The organism is Burkholderia sp. BCC1640 (genome assembly GCF_902833125.1).
In the GTDB taxonomy this organism is placed as follows: Bacteria; Pseudomonadota; Gammaproteobacteria; order Burkholderiales; family Burkholderiaceae; genus Burkholderia; species Burkholderia diffusa.
The window spans coordinates 477,089-493,156 of sequence record NZ_CADFEF010000001.1 but is presented as its reverse complement, the minus strand read 5'-3'; the positions used below and the strand labels follow the sequence as shown (position 1 = coordinate 493,156).

The window sequence follows — 16,068 nt, the reverse complement described above, 5'->3', positions numbered from 1 at the left end:
GATCGTCCATCGCGGCGCGACTGACCACCGGCCGCGAAGACGGGATGATCGGTTTCAGCCGTGAAGCAGCGGCAGGCAAGTGGATGGCGGGACCATTGCTGCGCAAGGGGCGCAGGCGTGCCGGACAGCTCGTCGCGCGGCGCCGGCGACGCCCATGGCGGGAATCGGCGGTCTTGTCGAACCGTGTGCGCATCGGGTGCGACCCGGGCATCCGGAACGCACGTTAGGTTGCAGATCTGAAACGTCGCGGCAACTCGCCGGGCGCCATCAGGGCTGCGGTCGGCGTCACGCGGCCGCATGCACTCGCCCGGGACAGCCGGCATCTGCCTCTCCCAATTGATGACCAAACCGCAAGACCTAGTGCATAGATATCGTTTGCCGCGGCGTTAATGACTATCGACAATCGTGGCTCGAATTCCCGCCGTTGCGCCAGAAGCGCCTTGGCGGGCGGCCCTGTCGGCTATCCCGGCCGTCGCCGCCACCCCGCTCACGACGACATGTACGCGTTCACGCCCTCATTCCAGAATCCCGCCGGTTCGCCGATCCGCGAGCTGTTCAAGTACCTCTCCGAACCGGGGATGATTTCGTTCGCCGGCGGCTACCCGGCCAGCGACCTGTTCGACGTCGACGGCCTGAAGACGGCTGCCGAACGCGCGTACGCGCAGCCGGTCCGCTGCCTGCAATACGGCCCGACCGACGGCCTCGCCGAACTGAAGCAGCAACTGATCGCGTTGATGGCGCGCCGCAACGTGACGTGCACGCCGGCCGAACTGCTCGTCACGACCGGCTCGCAACAGGGCCTCGATCTGCTGCTGCGCGTGATGGTCGCCCCGGGCGACGTCGTGCTGACCGAACAACCGGCGTATCCGGCGACGTTGTCGGCGATGCGTCTGCAACAGGCGCGCATCGTGACGATTCCCGTCGACGGCGATGGCCTCGACGTCGACCGCCTCGCCTCGCAACTTGCATCCGGCGCGATCGTGCAGCCGAAGCTGCTCTATACGGTGCCGACCTTCGCGAATCCGACCGGTGCGACGCTCGCGCGCGAACGCCGCCTGAAGCTGCTGCGTCTCGCGGTGCAATACCGTTTCCTGATCGTCGAGGACGATCCCTACGGCGATCTGCGTTTCGCGGGCGAACCGGTGCCGTCGATGCTCGCGCTCGCGAACGAAGTCGAAGGCGCACGCGACTGGATCGTGCACTTCGCGAGCCTGTCGAAAATCGTCGCGCCGGGGCTGCGCGTGGGCTGGACGATCGCGCCGGCCGAAATCGCGCGGCGCTGCGTGATCGCGAAGCAGACGGTCGACCTGTGCAGCGCGCCGTGGACGCAAGCCACCGCCGCCGAGTATCTCGCCGACGGCGCGCTCGAGCGTCATCTGCCGCGCATCACGGCGGCCTACAAGCGCAAGTGCGATGCGATGTGCGACGCGCTGCGCGACGGCTTCGGCGATGCGATCACGTTCCATCGTCCCGAAGGCGGGATGTTCGTGTGGGCGCGGATCGGCGCGGTGTCGTCGGACGTGCTGCTGCAACAGGCAATCGCGAACAAGGTCGTCTTCGTGCCGGGCAAGGCGTTCTTTGCCGACAACGTCGACGCCGCTTCGTTGCGGCTGTCGTTCGCCGCGCCCGACGTCGACGCGATTCGGGAAGGCGTGGCGCGCCTCGTGCGCGCGTGTGGTGCGGCGCTGGCCGCGTGAGGAGGAGACACACATGAGCATCGTCGTCAACGACACCGCATGGATGGACGAAACGCCGCGCATGGCCGGCATCCGTCCCGTCGAACACAAGTCGTCGCAGATCAGCGCGGGGCCGCAATACGTCGCCGACGTGCTCGGCCGCTTCGGCGCGGATTCGACCGACACGCGCGACGCCGCACCGGTCGTCCTCGGCTACAACTGAACCGCGCGGCGGGGGCCCGCAACGGGATCCCGCCGCCGAAACGGTTAAGCTGGTGCGATCGAACCACGCAGGATCGCCGGGTCATCATGTCCGACATCGAATCGCTCACGGAAACGTACGACCGCCTCTGGTCGTGCCTGGAATCCGGCGTCGGCGCACAGCGCTCGCCGTTCACCATGGTGCAGGCCGCGACGCTCGGCCTCGACGGCGCGCCCAAGGTGCGCACGATCGTGCTGCGGCAGGCGAGCCGCGCCGATCGTCGGCTGTCGTTCCACACCGATGCGCGCTCGGAGAAGGTCGTGGAGCTGCGCCGCGATCCGCGTATCGCGATCGTCGCGAGCGATCTCGATTCGCTCGTGCAGATTCGCGCGGAAGGCGTTGCGACGATTTGCGACGACGAAGCGCAACGTCGCGCGGTCTGGCAATCGAACCGTCCGCATACGCTGCTGCTGTATCGCGCACCGCTGCGCCCCGGCACGCTGATCGAATCGCCGAAAGACGCGCATGTCACCGCAAGCCCGGACACGGGCACGGCGACCACCGACGACGGTTACCGGAACTTCTGCCTGCTCCACGTCACGGTAACGCGCATCGACTGGCTCGACCTCGCCCGCGACGGCCATCGTCGCGCGGTGTTCGACGTGAACGACGACGGCTACGAAGGGCGCTGGATCGCACCCTGACGGCGTCGGTCGCGCCCCCGCTACAAACGCGTACAAACCAGACACATCCGGGATACGTCAGACCTTTCAAATGGGCAACGCCGCGCAACCGGCGCACGCCCGGATGAAAGCGAAAGCGCGCTCCGCCGCGCGGCATGTTCACTTTCCACTTCACGAAAGGAGATGCCGAACGATGTCTTCCACACAGTTTTCCCCGATGCGTCGCCACCTGCTGGCCACTTCCGTGGCCGCCGGCGTATCCGCGATGCTGCCCACCGCGCTGCATGCGGCAACCGGCGGCGACGGCATACGTCCGTTCACCGCCCATATCCCCGATGAAGCACTGGCCGACCTGCGCCGCCGCATTGCCGCGACGCGCTGGCCGGGCCGCGAGACCGTCGCCGACGAATCGCAGGGCGTGCGGCTCGCGCGCATGCAGGCGCTGCTGCGCTACTGGGGCACCGACTACGACTGGCGCAAGGGCGAGGCGCGCCTGAACGGTTTCCCGATGTTCATCACCGAAATCGACGGGCTCGACATTCACTTCATCCACGTGCGCTCGCGGCACGCGAACGCGATGCCGATGATCATGACGCACGGCTGGCCGGGTTCGATCTTCGAGCTGCTGAAGGCGATCGGCCCGCTGACGGATCCGACCGCACACGGTGCGAGTGCCGACGATGCGTTCCACGTCGTCGTGCCGTCGCTGCCGGGTTTCGGTTTTTCGGGCCGTCCGGCGAAGACGGGCTGGGGCTCCGACCACATCGCGCGCGCATGGGGCGAGCTGATGGCGCGCCTCGGCTATACGCGCTTCGTGTCGCAGGGCGGCGACTGCGGCTCGGTGATCTCGCACCGGATGGCGATGCAGCACGTGCAGGGCCTGGCCGGAATTCACGTGAACATGCCGGCGACGGTGCCGCCCGACATCGCGACGCTGCTCCAGACCGACGCGCCGGCACCGGCGTCGCTGTCGCCGAAGGAGAAGGCCGCGTACGAGAAGCTCGCGACGTTCTATCGCGACAACTGCGGCTACTCGGCGATGATGGTCACGCGCCCGCAGACGGTCGGCTATGCGCTCGCCGATTCGCCGTCGGGTCAGGCCGCGTGGATGTACGACAAGATCTCGCAGTGGACCTACAGCGGCGGCGTGCCCGAACGCTCGATCCCGCGCGACGAGATTCTCGACGACATTTCGTTGTACTGGCTGACCGACACGGCGACGTCCGCCGCGCAGATCTACTGGGAGGATCACTCGAACAACTTCAACGCGGTGGACATCTCGCTGCCGGCGGCGATCACGGTGTTCCCCGGCGAGATCTACCAGGCGCCGCGCAGCTGGGCCGAGCGCAGCTATCACAACCTGATCTACTTCAACGAAGTCGACAAGGGCGGGCATTTCGCGGCATGGGAGGAGCCGGAACTGTTCGCTCGCGAAGTGCGTGCCGGGTTCCGGCCGTTGCGTCGCGCGTAAGCGGGATTTGACGGGAGAACGCGGACCGGTCGCGATGCCGGCCCGCGTTCATTGCGGCGTGAGCGTCTTCAACGCATGCGCAAACCGCTTGTCCGCCAGATAAGCGACGTTGAACCGGCAATACGCGGACGGCCGATCGGCCTGCGGCGAGAACACCGCGCCCGGTGCGAGGATCACGCCGCGCTCCAGCATCGCCTGCGCCAGCGCCATCGAATCCGGCCAGCCGGGCAGCGCGGCCCATAGATACAGGCTCTGATCGGACGACCGATAGACCTGTGCGCCGAGCCGGTCGAGCGCGTTGAGCGCAGTGGAGGTCGCCCGTCGTAGTTTCTCCTGAAGATGATTCGTATGCCTGAGAAAATGCCCGTCGCTGACGATTGCATCGAGCGTGCGCTCGCAATATTCGGAGCTGCTCACGTGGGTCAGCATCTTCACGTCGGCGAGATCGCTCGCGAGTGCCGCATTGCACGCGAGGAAGCCCACGCGCAGCGCTGCCGACACCGACTTCGAGAAACTGCCGATATAGATCGTGCGGCGCAACTGATCGAGTGTCGAGATGCGCGTGAGCGAGCGTGGTCGAAGGTCGGCCAGCGCGTCGTCCTCGACGATGATCAGGTCGTGCGCTTCCGCGAGCTGCAGGATCCGGTGCGCCTTGGCCGCGCTGGTATCGGTCGCGGTCGGGTTGTGCCCGACCGATTGCGTGAAGAACAGCTTCGGCCGGTATGTGGCGACATGCTCGGCCAGCTTCGCGACATCGGGGCCGTCGATCTCGCGCGGCACGCCGACGATGTTCGCGCCGCTCAGCTTGAGCTTGCCGAACAGCGGGTAGTAGCCCGGGTCGTCGACGAGCACGGTGTCGCCGGGGCGCACGAAGTAGCGCAGCACGAGATCCATCGCCTGGTTGGCGCCGTGCGTGAGTACGATCTGCGCGGGCGGTGCCTCGATCTCGTAGCCGGCGAGCTTCTGCTGCAGCGACTGGCGCAGCGGCAGGTACCCGAAGCGGCTGCCGTAGCGGAACAGCGACGCGGAGCCGGTACGCATGATGCGCTGCTGGTACTGGTTCAGCCGCGTCTCCTCGAGCCATTCGATCGGCGGGAAGCCTTCGCCCAGATTGAGTACGTCGGGCTTCTCGCGAAGCTGCTCGCGCATCAGCCACACGATGTCCATCGCGCGGTCGAGCGAGCTCGGCTCGTCGATGTCGGGCACGGCCGCCGCGCGTCGCGTGACGAAGAAGCCGGAGCCGCGGCGCGGCTCGATCAGGCCTTCGGCGGCGAGCAGCTCGAACGCGCTGATCACGGTGTTCTTCGAACACCCCGACGCCTCGGCGTATTCCCTGATGGAAGGCAGTTTCGCGCCGGCCGGCAACACGCCTTCCTCGATCTGTCTGGCGAGATTGTCCGCCATGGCGCCAGACAGGCTGGCTCTTGCACGCTGTTTCATCGCGATGTTCCGTCGGGCAGATTCACTGTCATGGGTACGGATGTCCGGCTGTCTGGTCCGTCTGTACCTTTTCAATGGGTACAGCGTGACTATTATTCGGCTATCCGCTGCCCGCCGCAACCGTCGCAGGCCAAATCGCCACCCCGAGACAGAACGACATCATGTCCATCGATTCCGCATTGCCGAATTTCCGTGCGCTGACGCCCGCACAACGTTTGTCCCATCTTGCCCGCGTCGTCGGGCTCGGCGATGCCGAACACGCGCTGTTCGCTTCGCCGGGCGCGCTGCCGCTCGAAACCGCGAACGGGATGATCGAGAACGTGATCGGCACGTTCGAGCTGCCGATGGCGGTTGCCGGGTACTTCCGGATCAACGACCGCGACGTGATCGTGCCGATGGCCGTCGAGGAACCGTCGATCGTGGCGGCCGCATCGTATATGGCGAAGCTGTCGCGCGCGGCCGGCGGCTTCCGCACGTCGAGCAGCGGCCCGCTGATGCGCGCGCAGGTGCAGGTGGTCGGCCTCGGCGACCCGTACGGCGCGCGGCTCGCGATCCTGCGGCACGCGGCCGAACTGATCGAGCTGGCGAACAGTCGCGACAAGGTGCTCGTCGGCCTCGGCGGCGGGTGTCGCGACATCGAGGTACACGTGTTTCCCGACACGTCGCGCGGCCCGATGGTGGTCGCACACCTGATCGTCGACGTGCGCGACGCGATGGGCGCGAATACGGTCAACACGATGGCCGAAGCCGTTGCGACGCGCGTCGAAGCGATCACCGGCGGACAGGTACGGTTGCGGATACTGTCCAACCTCGCCGATCTTCGCCTGGCGCGCGCAGAGGTACGGTACTCGGCGCAGACGCTCGCGACCGGCGACTATTCGGGCGAAGCGGTGATCGATCGCGTGATCGATGCATACGTATTCGCGGCGACCGACCCTTACCGTGCCGCGACACACAACAAGGGGATCATGAACGGCATCGATCCGGTGGTGGTCGCGACCGGCAACGACTGGCGCGCGGTGGAAGCCGGCGCGCACGCGTATGCGAGCCGCAACGGCCGCTACACGTCGCTGACGACGTGGGAGAAGGCCGGCAACGGCGACCTCGTCGGCACGATCGAGATGCCGATGCCGGTCGGGCTCGTCGGCGGCGCGACGAAGACGCACCCGCTCGCACGTCTCGCGCTGAAGATCATGAACGTGACGTCCGCGCAGGAACTCGGCGAGATTGCGGTCGCGGTCGGGCTTGCGCAGAATCTCGGGGCGCTGCGCGCGCTCGCGACCGAAGGCATCCAGCGTGGCCACATGGCGCTGCATGCGCGCAACATCGCGGTGGCGGCCGGCGCAACCGGCGCGGACATCGACCGCATCGCGCAACGGATGGTCGCGGCGAACGACGTGCGCGCGGATTTCGCGGTTGCGTTGCTGGCGGCGGGACGCAGCGACGCCTGATCCGCGGCGCTCGTGCGGCACGCCGCATGCCGCGCCGGTACGGCCGGCGACATATCAATCAAGGAGGAGACACATGCAACAGACCGGTTCAAGCGCCGTTTCGGCGGTGCCGCCTCGCGGGCGGCCCTCCGCGCATGTCGATGCGTCCGCCGACACGCTCGTCGAGGTGTGGGGCGACACCGTCGCCACGAAACACCTGGCGTGGTCGGTCCTGCTCGGCGTCGCGATCAGCCTCGGCGCTTTCGAGGCCGGCCGGTTCGCCCTCGCGTCGTGGGTGCAGGACGCGGCCATCGCGCGGGCTTATGCCATGCTGATCGGGCTGGGCGGCTGCCTGCTGGGCGGCGTGCTGTGCGCGTTGCTGTTCAAGCCGAAGCGCACGGTGATCGAGCACGCGGCCGGCGGCCCCGAGCGCGACGAAGCGCTCCGGCAACTTGCCGAAGCATCGGGCGGTCTCGGCTCGGTGAGCGACCTGTCACCGAGCGCGCGTGCCGAAATGGAAGAACTCGGGCTGCTCGATCTGTTCGCTTCCTATGAAGCGTCGTCCGCGCGGGCGCGCACGGGAGGCCGCTAATGGACGCCTTCATGCATGCATTGCCGTCCGCGCTGGCGATGGGGCTGCTCGGCGCGATCGTGTTCTCGGGCATCGGCCTGATTTCCGGCACGGACGAAACGACGACGATCGCGCCGCTCACGCTGCTTGTCGCGCTGCTCGGCGTGCCGCCCGCCGGCGTGTTCACGTTCTTTCTCGCGGGCGCTGTGGCCAAGCACATCACGCATTCGATCCCGACGGCGCTGCTCGGCATTCCCGGTGACACGATGGCCGCGCCGCTGTTGCAGCAGGCGACGCTGCTGCGCGCGCTCGGCGTACCGCACATCGCGCTGCGCAAGATGATTTCCGGCGCGATCGTCGCCGCGTTCGTTGCGCTGCCGCTCGCGGTGCTGTTCGCGTCGCTGCTCGCACCGTTCGGCGCGGCGATCTCGAAGGCAGCGCCGTGGGTGTTTCTCGCGGCGGCGGTCGGCATCGCGTACTTTTCGGCGGGGCGCTGGGCGTCGGTGCTGCTGCTCGTGCCGTTCGTGATGCTGGTGATCGGGCTGCAGGCGCTGACCGGTCATTACGGCGTGAAGCTGAGCGTCAGCTACTTTCTCGGAATCGCGATCGGCCCGTTGGTTGCCGATCTGTTCTCGATCCTGTCGCCGGCCGAGCGGCGGCGCATGCGCCGCGACGGGCCGTCGACGTTCGTGCTCGCGCCGGACGTGAAGGGCTGGCGCGGTTACTTCCCGAATCCGCTGAAGGTGCTCGACCGCGAACAGGTCGGATGGACGGTCGGGACGGCCGTCGTGTCGAGCGCGACCTTCGTGTTCAGCCCGGTCGCGATGACGGTGTTGATGGGCGAGATCGTCGGCGCGCGCGTGCGCCATGCGTATCAGCGCCTGACGACCGTGATCGCCGCGCGCAACGGTGTGACCGAGGCGACCTACATCGCGGAAGCGCTGATTCCGCTGATCGCGTTCGGGTTGCCGCTGAGCCCGGTGGCGGCAGGCCCGGCCGCGCCGCTGTTCAATGCGCCGCCGCGCTTCACGGTCGACGCGGCGAGCGGGCAAATTCACAACCTGCATACGCTGATGAGCTGGCCCGAGTTCCTCGGCTACGGCCTGCTGTCGATCCTGCTGGCAGCGCTGATCGCGTATCCGCTCGCGATGCATCACGCGCACCGCGCGGCGGCGTTCGTCGCGCGCAAGCTGAGTCACGAGGCGATCATCGCGACGTTCGCGGGGCTGATCGTCGTGATCGGCATGTGGGAAGGGCAGTTGCCGGGGCTCGCGGTGATCGTCACGATCGGCCTGTTCGGCGGGATGCTGTCGCGCCTGTTCGCGTTCAACACGGGCGTGCAGTTCATGGGGTATTACGTCGCGGTGCTCAGCGTGCCGGCGATCGTCAAGCTGTTCTGAAGCGCCGGCGCACGGGGCCACGTGTACCGCGCGGCCCCGCGACTCGCCGTTTCGCATGCGATTTTGAATCGCTGTATGTCGTGCCCGAACCCGGATACGTTGGGATACAAAGCCTTCGGATGGATCGGATATAAAACCGGTGAAGCGATTCACACGGGCGGCGCGATGTCAGGCGCCGCCGCCGTGAACGGCGATACCAGAGCGCCCGCACGTGCCGCGGGCCACTTCCTTAGCGATCGACAATGGAGAACGCGTCATGCCTGATACCGTGAACACCCGCCGCCGCCTGATTCTGGGCACGACACTCGCAAGCCTGAGCCTCGCCGACCTCGGGTTCGGTGCGCTGGCACGTGCGCAGTCGGCGCCCGATGCGTCGACGCCGAAGCGCACGGCCGGCGCGGCCTCGCTCGGCAAGATCCACCAGATCGACGCCGGCGTGCTGAACGTCGGGTATGCGGATCTTGGACCGAAGAACGGCCCCGTCGTGTTCCTGCTGCACGGCTGGCCGTACGACATCTACAGCTACGCGGAAGTCGCGCCGCTGCTCACGGCGGCCGGCTATCGCGTGATCGTGCCGTACTTGCGCGGCTACGGATCGACGACGTTCCGCTCGGCCGACACCGTGCGGAACGGCCAGCAGGCGGTGACGGCCGTCGACATCGTCGCGCTGATGGATGCGCTGAAGATCGATCGCGCGGTGTTCGGCGGCTACGACTGGGGCGCGCGCACGGCCGACATCATCGCGGCACTGTGGCCGCAGCGCGTGAAGGCGCTGGTGTCGGTGAGCGGCTACCTGATCGGCAGCCAGGAGGCGAACCGCAAGCCGCTGCCGCCGCAGGCGGAATTCCAGTGGTGGTATCAGTTCTACTTCACGACCGAGCGCGGCGCGCTCGGCTACGCGGCGAATCGCGACGCGTTCAACAAGCTGATCTGGCAACTCGCATCGCCGAAGTGGCAGTTCTCCGACGAGACCTACGCGCGCAGCGCCGCGTCGTTCCAGAACCTCGACCACGTGGCCGTCGTGATCCACAACTATCGCTGGCGCCTCGGGCTCGCGAAGGGCGAAGCCCAATACGACGACATCGAGCGGCGGCTCGCCGCCGGCCCGGCCATCACCGTGCCGACGATCACGATGGAGGGCGACGCGAACGGCGCGCCGCATCCGGAGCCTGCCGCGTATGCGAAGAAGTTCACGGGCAAGTATCAGCACCGGACCATCACGGGCGGCATCGGCCACAACCTGCCGCAGGAAGCGCCGCAGGCATTCGCCGATGCGATCCTGCAAGTGGAGCACCTGTGATGCGGGCCGGCACGATCGTGTCGCGCCGCGGCGCGCGCCGTGCGCTCGTCGCGGGCGCGCTGCTGGCGGGCGCGTGGTCGGCGAGCGGTCCGGCCGCGTTCGCGGAGCAGCCGAAGCCGGCGACGTCGCCGATCTACGGCGTGACGATCCCGCCCGGCTACCGGAAGTGGGAAATGGTCGCGCCGGCCGAGGAAGCGGCGCCGCTCGACGAACTGCGCGTGGTCCTCGGCAATCCCGTCGCGATCCGCGCGCTCGAACAGTCGACGCTGCCGTTTCCGGACGGCACAATCCTCGTGAAGCTCGCGTACAAACGCAAGCAGTCCGACGAATTCGCGCCGGCGACGGTGCCTGGCCAGGCGACGACCGTGCAGGTGATGGTCAAGGATTCGCGCCGTTATGCGTCGACGGGCGGCTGGGGTTTCGGGCGCTTCATCAACGGCGTGCCGGCCGATATCGGTCAGCACCAGACCTGCTTCGCGTGTCATCAGGCGCGCGTGAAGAATCACGATTTCGTGTTCACGCGGCTTGCGCCCTGATGTGACCTGACCGGACCGGTTTGACGGAAAGGCGTGCCGTATGAGGCACGCCTTTTTTCATGTTGGGACGCGGGCGCGCGGTGTGCGGGTTACCGGATTTGTATCGCACTGTATCGGGAACCGCTGCGGAAACATCGGATTGCAGAACGCCCCTGTTTCGGAAACATGCCGGATACGTGAGCGGGTTCTACTGTCGACATGCAGCAAACGTTCGGTGCGAGACGGTCGCAACGGACGCCGAGTGATCGATACCCCCCAACTTCCGCCAAGGAGAAATCTCATGAAAGCCGCTCAAATCCTCGCAGTCGCCGTGCTCGCTTCGATCCCCGCATTGTCGTTCGCCGATACCGGCCACGGCCTCACGCGTGCCGACGTGCGCGCCGACCTCATCCGGCTCGAGAAGGCCGGCTACAACCCGGCCGGCAGTGACGCGCGTTACCCGGACGATATCGCCGCCGCGCAGAACGCCGTCGCCGCCGCGCAGCAGGTCGCGCGCTCCGACCAGAACGGCCCGTCGAAGTCGCAGGACGACAACGTGGCTGCCGCGTCCGCGCCTGCCGCTGCGCGCTACGCCGCGGCCGACCAGCGCGCCGCGCGCAACGCGCGGACGGACGCCGACGACCTGTACGCACATTCGTGATGCATTGCCGCGCCTGCCGCACGCGGGCGCGGCCGCATCGGCAACACTTCAGATGAACGACACGACGAAAAGGAGCATGAAGATGATCGGTTTGACGAAACGGGTTCTGGTGTCCGCGGCGGTGCTCGGCGGGCTGTTCGGTGCGGTCGCGGCGCAGGCCGCGCCGAAGGAAGACCTGAAAGGCACGAACGTCGTGCTGGTGCACGGCGCATTCGCCGACGGGTCGAGCTGGAACCGCGTGATTCCGCTGCTCGAAGCGCGCGGCCTGCACGTCGTGTCGGTGCAGAACCCGCTGAGCTCGCTCGCCGACGACGCAGCCGCGACGAAGCGCGCGATCGACGAACAGAAGGGCCCCGTCGTGCTGGTCGGCCATTCGTGGGCCGGTGTCGTGATCAGCGACGCCGGCAACGACGACAAGGTGAAGTCGCTCGTCTACGTCGCCGCATTCGCGCCGGACAATGGCCAGTCGATCGCCGACGTCACGCAGGGGTTGCCGGCACCGTCGTGGGCCGGCGAGCTGCGCAAGGACGGCGGCGGCTTCGCGACGCTGTCGGACAAGGCGATCGCGCAGGATTTCGCGCCGGATCTGCCGCCCGCGCAGCAACGCGTCGTCGCGGCGACGCAAGGGCCGTGGTACGGTGGCTGCATTTCGGAGAAGGTCGCGCAGGCCGCGTGGCATGCGAAGCCGTCGTCGTTCGTCGTCGCGACGCAGGACCGGATGATCGATCCGAAGCTGCAGGAGGCGATGGCGAAGCGGATCGGCGCGACGGTCACGCGCGTGAACGGCAGCCACGTCGCGATGCTGAGCCAGCCGAAGGCCGTGGCCGACGCGATCATCGCGGCCGCGGAACGTGCGAAGCAGGATGCGCAGTGAGTGAATGCGGCGCCGCGTGGCGGATGACGTGGCGCCGTCGGTGATTGTGATGTCCTTTCACGAGGAGAAGTCATGACGCAGCAACTCTGGCAACTGTCGGCGACTGAAATTGCGAAACGTGTGCGGCAGCGTGAAGTCTCCGCGCGGGAAGTGGCGGATGCCACACTGGCGCGCCTCGAAGCGGTGAACCCGGCGATCAATGCGGTGGTCGAGCATCGTCCCGACGAGGTGCGGCGGCAGGCCGACGACGTCGATCGCGCGATCGCCCGCGGCGACGATCCGGGCCCGCTCGCCGGCGTGCCCGTGACGGTGAAGATCAACGTCGACGTCGCGACGTTCGCGACGACCAACGGCACGCGGTTGCAGGAAAACCTGATCGCGAGCGCCGACAGCCCGTCGGTGTCGAACCTGAGAAAGGCCGGCGCCGTGCTGCTCGGCCGCACCAATTCGCCGACGTTCGCGCTGCGCTGGTTCACGTCGAACCTCGTGCACGGCCATACGTACAATCCGCGCAACCGTTCGCTGACGCCGGGCGGTTCGAGCGGCGGCGCGGCGGCTGCCGTGGCCGCCGGGATCGGCCCGATCGCGCTCGGCACCGACATCGGCGGCTCGGTGCGCTATCCGGCCTATGCGTGCGGCGTGCACGGCATCCGTCCGTCGCTCGGGCGCGTGCCGGCATTCAATGCGTCAGGGCCGGAGCGTGCGATCGGCGCGCAACTGATGTCGACGACGGGGCCGATTGCACGCACGATCGACGATCTCGCGCTGGCGCTGCGTGCATTCGCCGCGCCGGACCCGCGCGACCCGTGGTACGTGCCGGTGCCGATCGACGGTCGCGCGGTGCCGAAGCGCGCGGCGCTATGCGTGCGTCCGCGCGGTCTGGAGGTCGTGCCCGAGGTCGAGGCCGCGCTGCGCGATGCCGCGCGACGGCTCGTCGACGCGGGCTGGACCGTCGACGAAATCGACGATACGCCGCCGATGCGCGAGGCCGCGCTGTTGCAGGAGCAGCTCTGGCTCGGCGACGGATTCGATGCGCTGGCGAACGCGGTGGCGAGCGATGGCGATCCGGGCGCGGCCGCGGTGATCGCCGCCGTGCGCGGCAAGGTGCGCGATCTGCCGGCCGACGTGATCAGCCGCGCGCTCGTGCGGCGTACGACGCTGACGCGGCAATGGCGGCTCTTTCTCGACGAATATGCGGTGTTGTTGTTGCCGGTGTCGTCCGAGCTGCCGTTTCCCGACGATCTCGATCGGCAAGGGCCGGAAGGGTTCGAGCGCGTCTGGGAAGCGCAGCTCACGCTGCGGGCGCTGCCGGCGATGGGGCTGCCGGGGCTCGCGGTGACGACCGGGATCGTCAACGACGTGCCGGTGGGCGTGCAAGTGGTCGCCACGCATCATCGCGAGGATCTGTGTTTGCTCGCGGGGCGCGACATCGAGGCGCGCGGCGCGCCGGTCGTGCCGGTCGATCCGGTACGTTGATGCGGTGACGGAGTGTGTGCAGCGACGATGCGCTATGCCCGTCGGCTGTCGTTCATCGATCCATCGTTCCATCGAAGCGCGCCATTCGACCCGGCGCGCGATTTCATTTCGGATTCCGGTGCAACGTGCAGTGTGTCGCATGCTGCGTATCGCAAGCGGCCTTTTTCCGTGGCGATGCCGGCGCGTGACGGCGCTCAGCGCCCGGCCAGCATCCGCCCGCCGAGCCCCATCAGCAGCAGCCCGGCCGTCGTGTCGAGCACGGCCTTGCGCCGAATCAGCAGCCGGCGCACCGACGGGTGCGACGCGAGCAGCGCCATGGTGCAGTACCACGCGCCCGAAATTCCGATCGACAACACGACGACCGCGAGATCGAGCCACGGCGGCGCATGGGCCGGCACCATCAACGCGAAGATACTGCCGTAGAACGCGACGGATTTCGGGTTCGTCATGCTGACCACGTAGCCCTTCTTCGCGGCATGCCAGTCGGAGGACGCCGCCGGCGCGGAAACAGCGAGCGGCTTGCGCGCGGTCAGCACCATTTTCAGGCCGAGCCAGATCAGATACGCGGCGCCCGCGAGCCGCAGCGCGGTGTGCACCCAGGTGACGTGGGTCACGAGCAGGCTGAGGCCGGCAATCGCGACCGCCGCCCAGGTGCCCGATGCGGCGGCGAGGCCGAGCCCGGTCATCACGCCGGCGCGGCGTTGCGCGACGGCGGTCGACGTGACGATCACGAAGTTCGGGCCCGGGCTGGCCACGCTCAGGAGAAGGACGCCGGCGAGCGGCAAAAGGGTGGCGATGGTGGTCGACATGGCTTGGGCGGCAAAGCGACGGAAGGGGCGTTCATCTTACCGCGGCCTGCCGCTGGTCGCGAACGCCGCTCTTCACGACGGGCGGGTGTTCATCGACCGGCGCGTGCGCCTGTCACGACCGGGATTCGACGGCCAGTAGCGCGAGCAGTCCGTCCAGATCGGTGCGGGCATCCAGCGCCCACAGAGCATCGAGCGCGTGTCGCGCACGCTGCTCCGGAAGACGCCCCGCGACGTTGTGCCGGAACTTGCGTTCCGTATCGGCGCGCGACGTCGGCTGCCCGGGGAAGCCTGGCAACGTGTCGACTTGCCGTTCGAGCGTGCGGCCGTCGTCGAGCGTCACCGTCAGCCGGTTCGGAATCGCGTTCGGCTGCATCGCGGTGAGGCGCGCATCCTCGGCGACCGTTGTGACGGCCATCAGCGCGCGACCGACCGGATCGCGCAGCGCGGCCGGTCCGTAGCTGTCGCGCGTGATGTCGCGTTCGAGCATCGCACGCGCGACGATGTACGGCAGGCTGTGATCCGCCGTCTCGCGCGTTTCGGGCCGCCACTTCTCCGGATCGCGACCCGCCGTCACGTAGCCCATGTGCGTCGTGTCGATATGGATCGCGCGAATGCGCGCGAGATCGCCGATCCGCGTCGCGAGGTCGATCGCGGCGGGGATCGCGGTCAGCGTGTAGCCCTGGGCCGGATACGGTTTGATTGCGCACGCATCGATCCGGAACGCGCGTTGTGGGCCGCCGAACGATGCGACGTCGAGCGCGAACGGGCCCGATACCTGCTGAAACAGCCCGGCCCGGCCTTCGAAGATCGGTGCCGGCCCGGTCACGCCTTCACGAGCCAGTTGTGCGGCGAATACGCCGTCGCGCGATGCCGACGCATCCGCGAGACCCTTCCAGTCGGACAGTTGCTGCACGCGTGTCTGGTTCATCGCGAGATGACCGCTGAGCGACAGATTGACCGCCTGCTCCATCCGGTCGCGATCGAGCCGCATCAGCTTGCTGGCCGCCAGCGCGACGGCGGGCAGGCTGTAGACGGGGTGATCCCAGCCGCGGCTCGTGATGTTTGCGGCGTCCAGCAGCCGGCAGTCGATCTCATAGGCGAGCACGATCGCGAGCAGCAGGTCGCGTCCGCTCGCGCGCGCTGCTTCGGCGACGGCCAGGCATGGCGCGATGTTGTCGCTCGGATGGCCCGGTTCGGCGCCCACGTACAGATCGTTGAGATCCTCGTAGCGGACGGCCGCGCCATTGGCGAACGCGGCCAGCTCGGGCGTCGAGCCGCGGCGCGTGCCGATGAGCGTCGCCGGCCCCGCGGCCGTCGTCGCGATGCGCCGGCACATCGCGACGGGCGGCGCATCATGGGCGACGAGTGCGCAGCCGAGTGCGTCGATGAGGTGCGCCTTCGCGGTTTCGATCGTCGTCGCATCGAGTGCATCCCACGTCAGTGCGACGGCATAGTCGGCCAGCTGGCGCGCCAGGGTAGGCGTCGCGGGCGCGACCTGCGCGATGGCCGGGCAGGCGGCCGCCGCGCCGAGCGCCACGAGAAACGTTCTGCGCTTCATCG

At 68.0% G+C, this 16,068-nt stretch carries 15 protein-coding genes; 12 read left to right on the top strand and 3 right to left on the bottom strand.

Annotated features, from left to right (window positions below):
• Positions 1-497: 497 nt before the first annotated feature.
• The 4 genes from HWX25_RS02250 to HWX25_RS02235 all read left to right on the top strand — a co-directional run bounded on the left by HWX25_RS02250 (position 498) and on the right by HWX25_RS02235 (position 4,032).
• Positions 498-1,697: a PLP-dependent aminotransferase family protein gene (locus HWX25_RS02250; protein ID WP_175906890.1), complete on the top strand. Its 1,200-nt coding sequence runs from the start codon at positions 498-500 to the stop codon at positions 1,695-1,697.
• 13 nt (positions 1,698-1,710) lie between these two features.
• Positions 1,711-1,899 (top strand): hypothetical protein, encoded by a 189-nt coding sequence (locus HWX25_RS02245; RefSeq protein ID WP_175906796.1) that lies wholly within the window; start codon positions 1,711-1,713, stop codon positions 1,897-1,899.
• Positions 1,900-1,985: 86 nt separating this feature from the next.
• Positions 1,986-2,582: a pyridoxamine 5'-phosphate oxidase family protein gene (locus HWX25_RS02240; protein WP_175906794.1), complete on the top strand. Its 597-nt coding sequence runs from the start codon at positions 1,986-1,988 to the stop codon at positions 2,580-2,582.
• Positions 2,583-2,754: 172 nt separating this feature from the next.
• Positions 2,755-4,032 carry an epoxide hydrolase family protein gene (locus tag HWX25_RS02235; protein WP_175906792.1) on the top strand — a complete coding sequence of 426 codons (1,278 nt, stop codon included), beginning with the start codon at positions 2,755-2,757 and terminating at the stop codon, positions 4,030-4,032.
• 48 nt (positions 4,033-4,080) lie between these two features.
• Here HWX25_RS02235 and HWX25_RS02230 read toward each other — a convergent pair whose 3' ends face one another.
• The gene (locus tag HWX25_RS02230) at positions 4,081-5,472 is read right to left on the bottom strand and encodes a PLP-dependent aminotransferase family protein (protein WP_175906790.1); all 1,392 of its coding nucleotides are present in this window, start codon (positions 5,470-5,472) and stop codon (positions 4,081-4,083) included.
• Between the two features lie 161 nt (positions 5,473-5,633).
• On the opposite strand from HWX25_RS02230, the gene HWX25_RS02225 reads away from it, so the two are divergent.
• The 8 genes from HWX25_RS02225 to HWX25_RS02190 all read left to right on the top strand — a co-directional run bounded on the left by HWX25_RS02225 (position 5,634) and on the right by HWX25_RS02190 (position 13,699).
• Positions 5,634-6,923 carry a hydroxymethylglutaryl-CoA reductase, degradative gene (locus HWX25_RS02225; protein ID WP_175906789.1) on the top strand — a complete coding sequence of 430 codons (1,290 nt, stop codon included), beginning with the start codon at positions 5,634-5,636 and terminating at the stop codon, positions 6,921-6,923.
• Between the two features lie 73 nt (positions 6,924-6,996).
• Positions 6,997-7,494: a hypothetical protein gene (locus HWX25_RS02220; protein ID WP_175906788.1), complete on the top strand. Its 498-nt coding sequence runs from the start codon at positions 6,997-6,999 to the stop codon at positions 7,492-7,494.
• A complete protein-coding gene (locus HWX25_RS02215) occupies positions 7,494-8,873 on the top strand; it encodes a tripartite tricarboxylate transporter permease (protein WP_175906787.1) in 1,380 nt (459 codons plus the stop codon). Before HWX25_RS02220 ends, HWX25_RS02215 begins: the two co-directional genes overlap by 1 nt.
• A gap of 256 nt (positions 8,874-9,129) precedes the next feature.
• Complete coding sequence (locus HWX25_RS02210) at positions 9,130-10,173, top strand: alpha/beta hydrolase (protein WP_175906786.1); 1,044 nt, start codon at positions 9,130-9,132, stop codon at positions 10,171-10,173.
• Positions 10,173-10,709 (top strand): cytochrome P460 family protein, encoded by a 537-nt coding sequence (locus HWX25_RS02205; protein ID WP_175906785.1) that lies wholly within the window; start codon positions 10,173-10,175, stop codon positions 10,707-10,709. Before HWX25_RS02210 ends, HWX25_RS02205 begins: the two co-directional genes overlap by 1 nt.
• A gap of 280 nt (positions 10,710-10,989) precedes the next feature.
• Positions 10,990-11,349 (top strand): DUF4148 domain-containing protein, encoded by a 360-nt coding sequence (locus HWX25_RS02200; protein WP_175906784.1) that lies wholly within the window; start codon positions 10,990-10,992, stop codon positions 11,347-11,349.
• Between the two features lie 82 nt (positions 11,350-11,431).
• Complete coding sequence (locus HWX25_RS02195) at positions 11,432-12,223, top strand: alpha/beta hydrolase (RefSeq protein WP_059702948.1); 792 nt, start codon at positions 11,432-11,434, stop codon at positions 12,221-12,223.
• A 72-nt stretch (positions 12,224-12,295) separates the two neighbouring features.
• Positions 12,296-13,699 (top strand): amidase family protein, encoded by a 1,404-nt coding sequence (locus HWX25_RS02190; RefSeq protein ID WP_175906783.1) that lies wholly within the window; start codon positions 12,296-12,298, stop codon positions 13,697-13,699.
• Between the two features lie 194 nt (positions 13,700-13,893).
• Here HWX25_RS02190 and HWX25_RS02185 read toward each other — a convergent pair whose 3' ends face one another.
• Both HWX25_RS02185 and HWX25_RS02180 read right to left on the bottom strand, forming a co-directional pair.
• Positions 13,894-14,508: a LysE family transporter gene (locus HWX25_RS02185; protein WP_175906782.1), complete on the bottom strand. Its 615-nt coding sequence runs from the start codon at positions 14,506-14,508 to the stop codon at positions 13,894-13,896.
• Positions 14,509-14,620: 112 nt separating this feature from the next.
• On the bottom strand, positions 14,621-16,066 hold the full coding sequence (locus tag HWX25_RS02180; RefSeq protein ID WP_175906780.1) for an MmgE/PrpD family protein: 1,446 nt from the start codon (positions 16,064-16,066) through the stop codon (positions 14,621-14,623).
• Between the last annotated feature and the right edge of the window lie 2 nt (positions 16,067-16,068).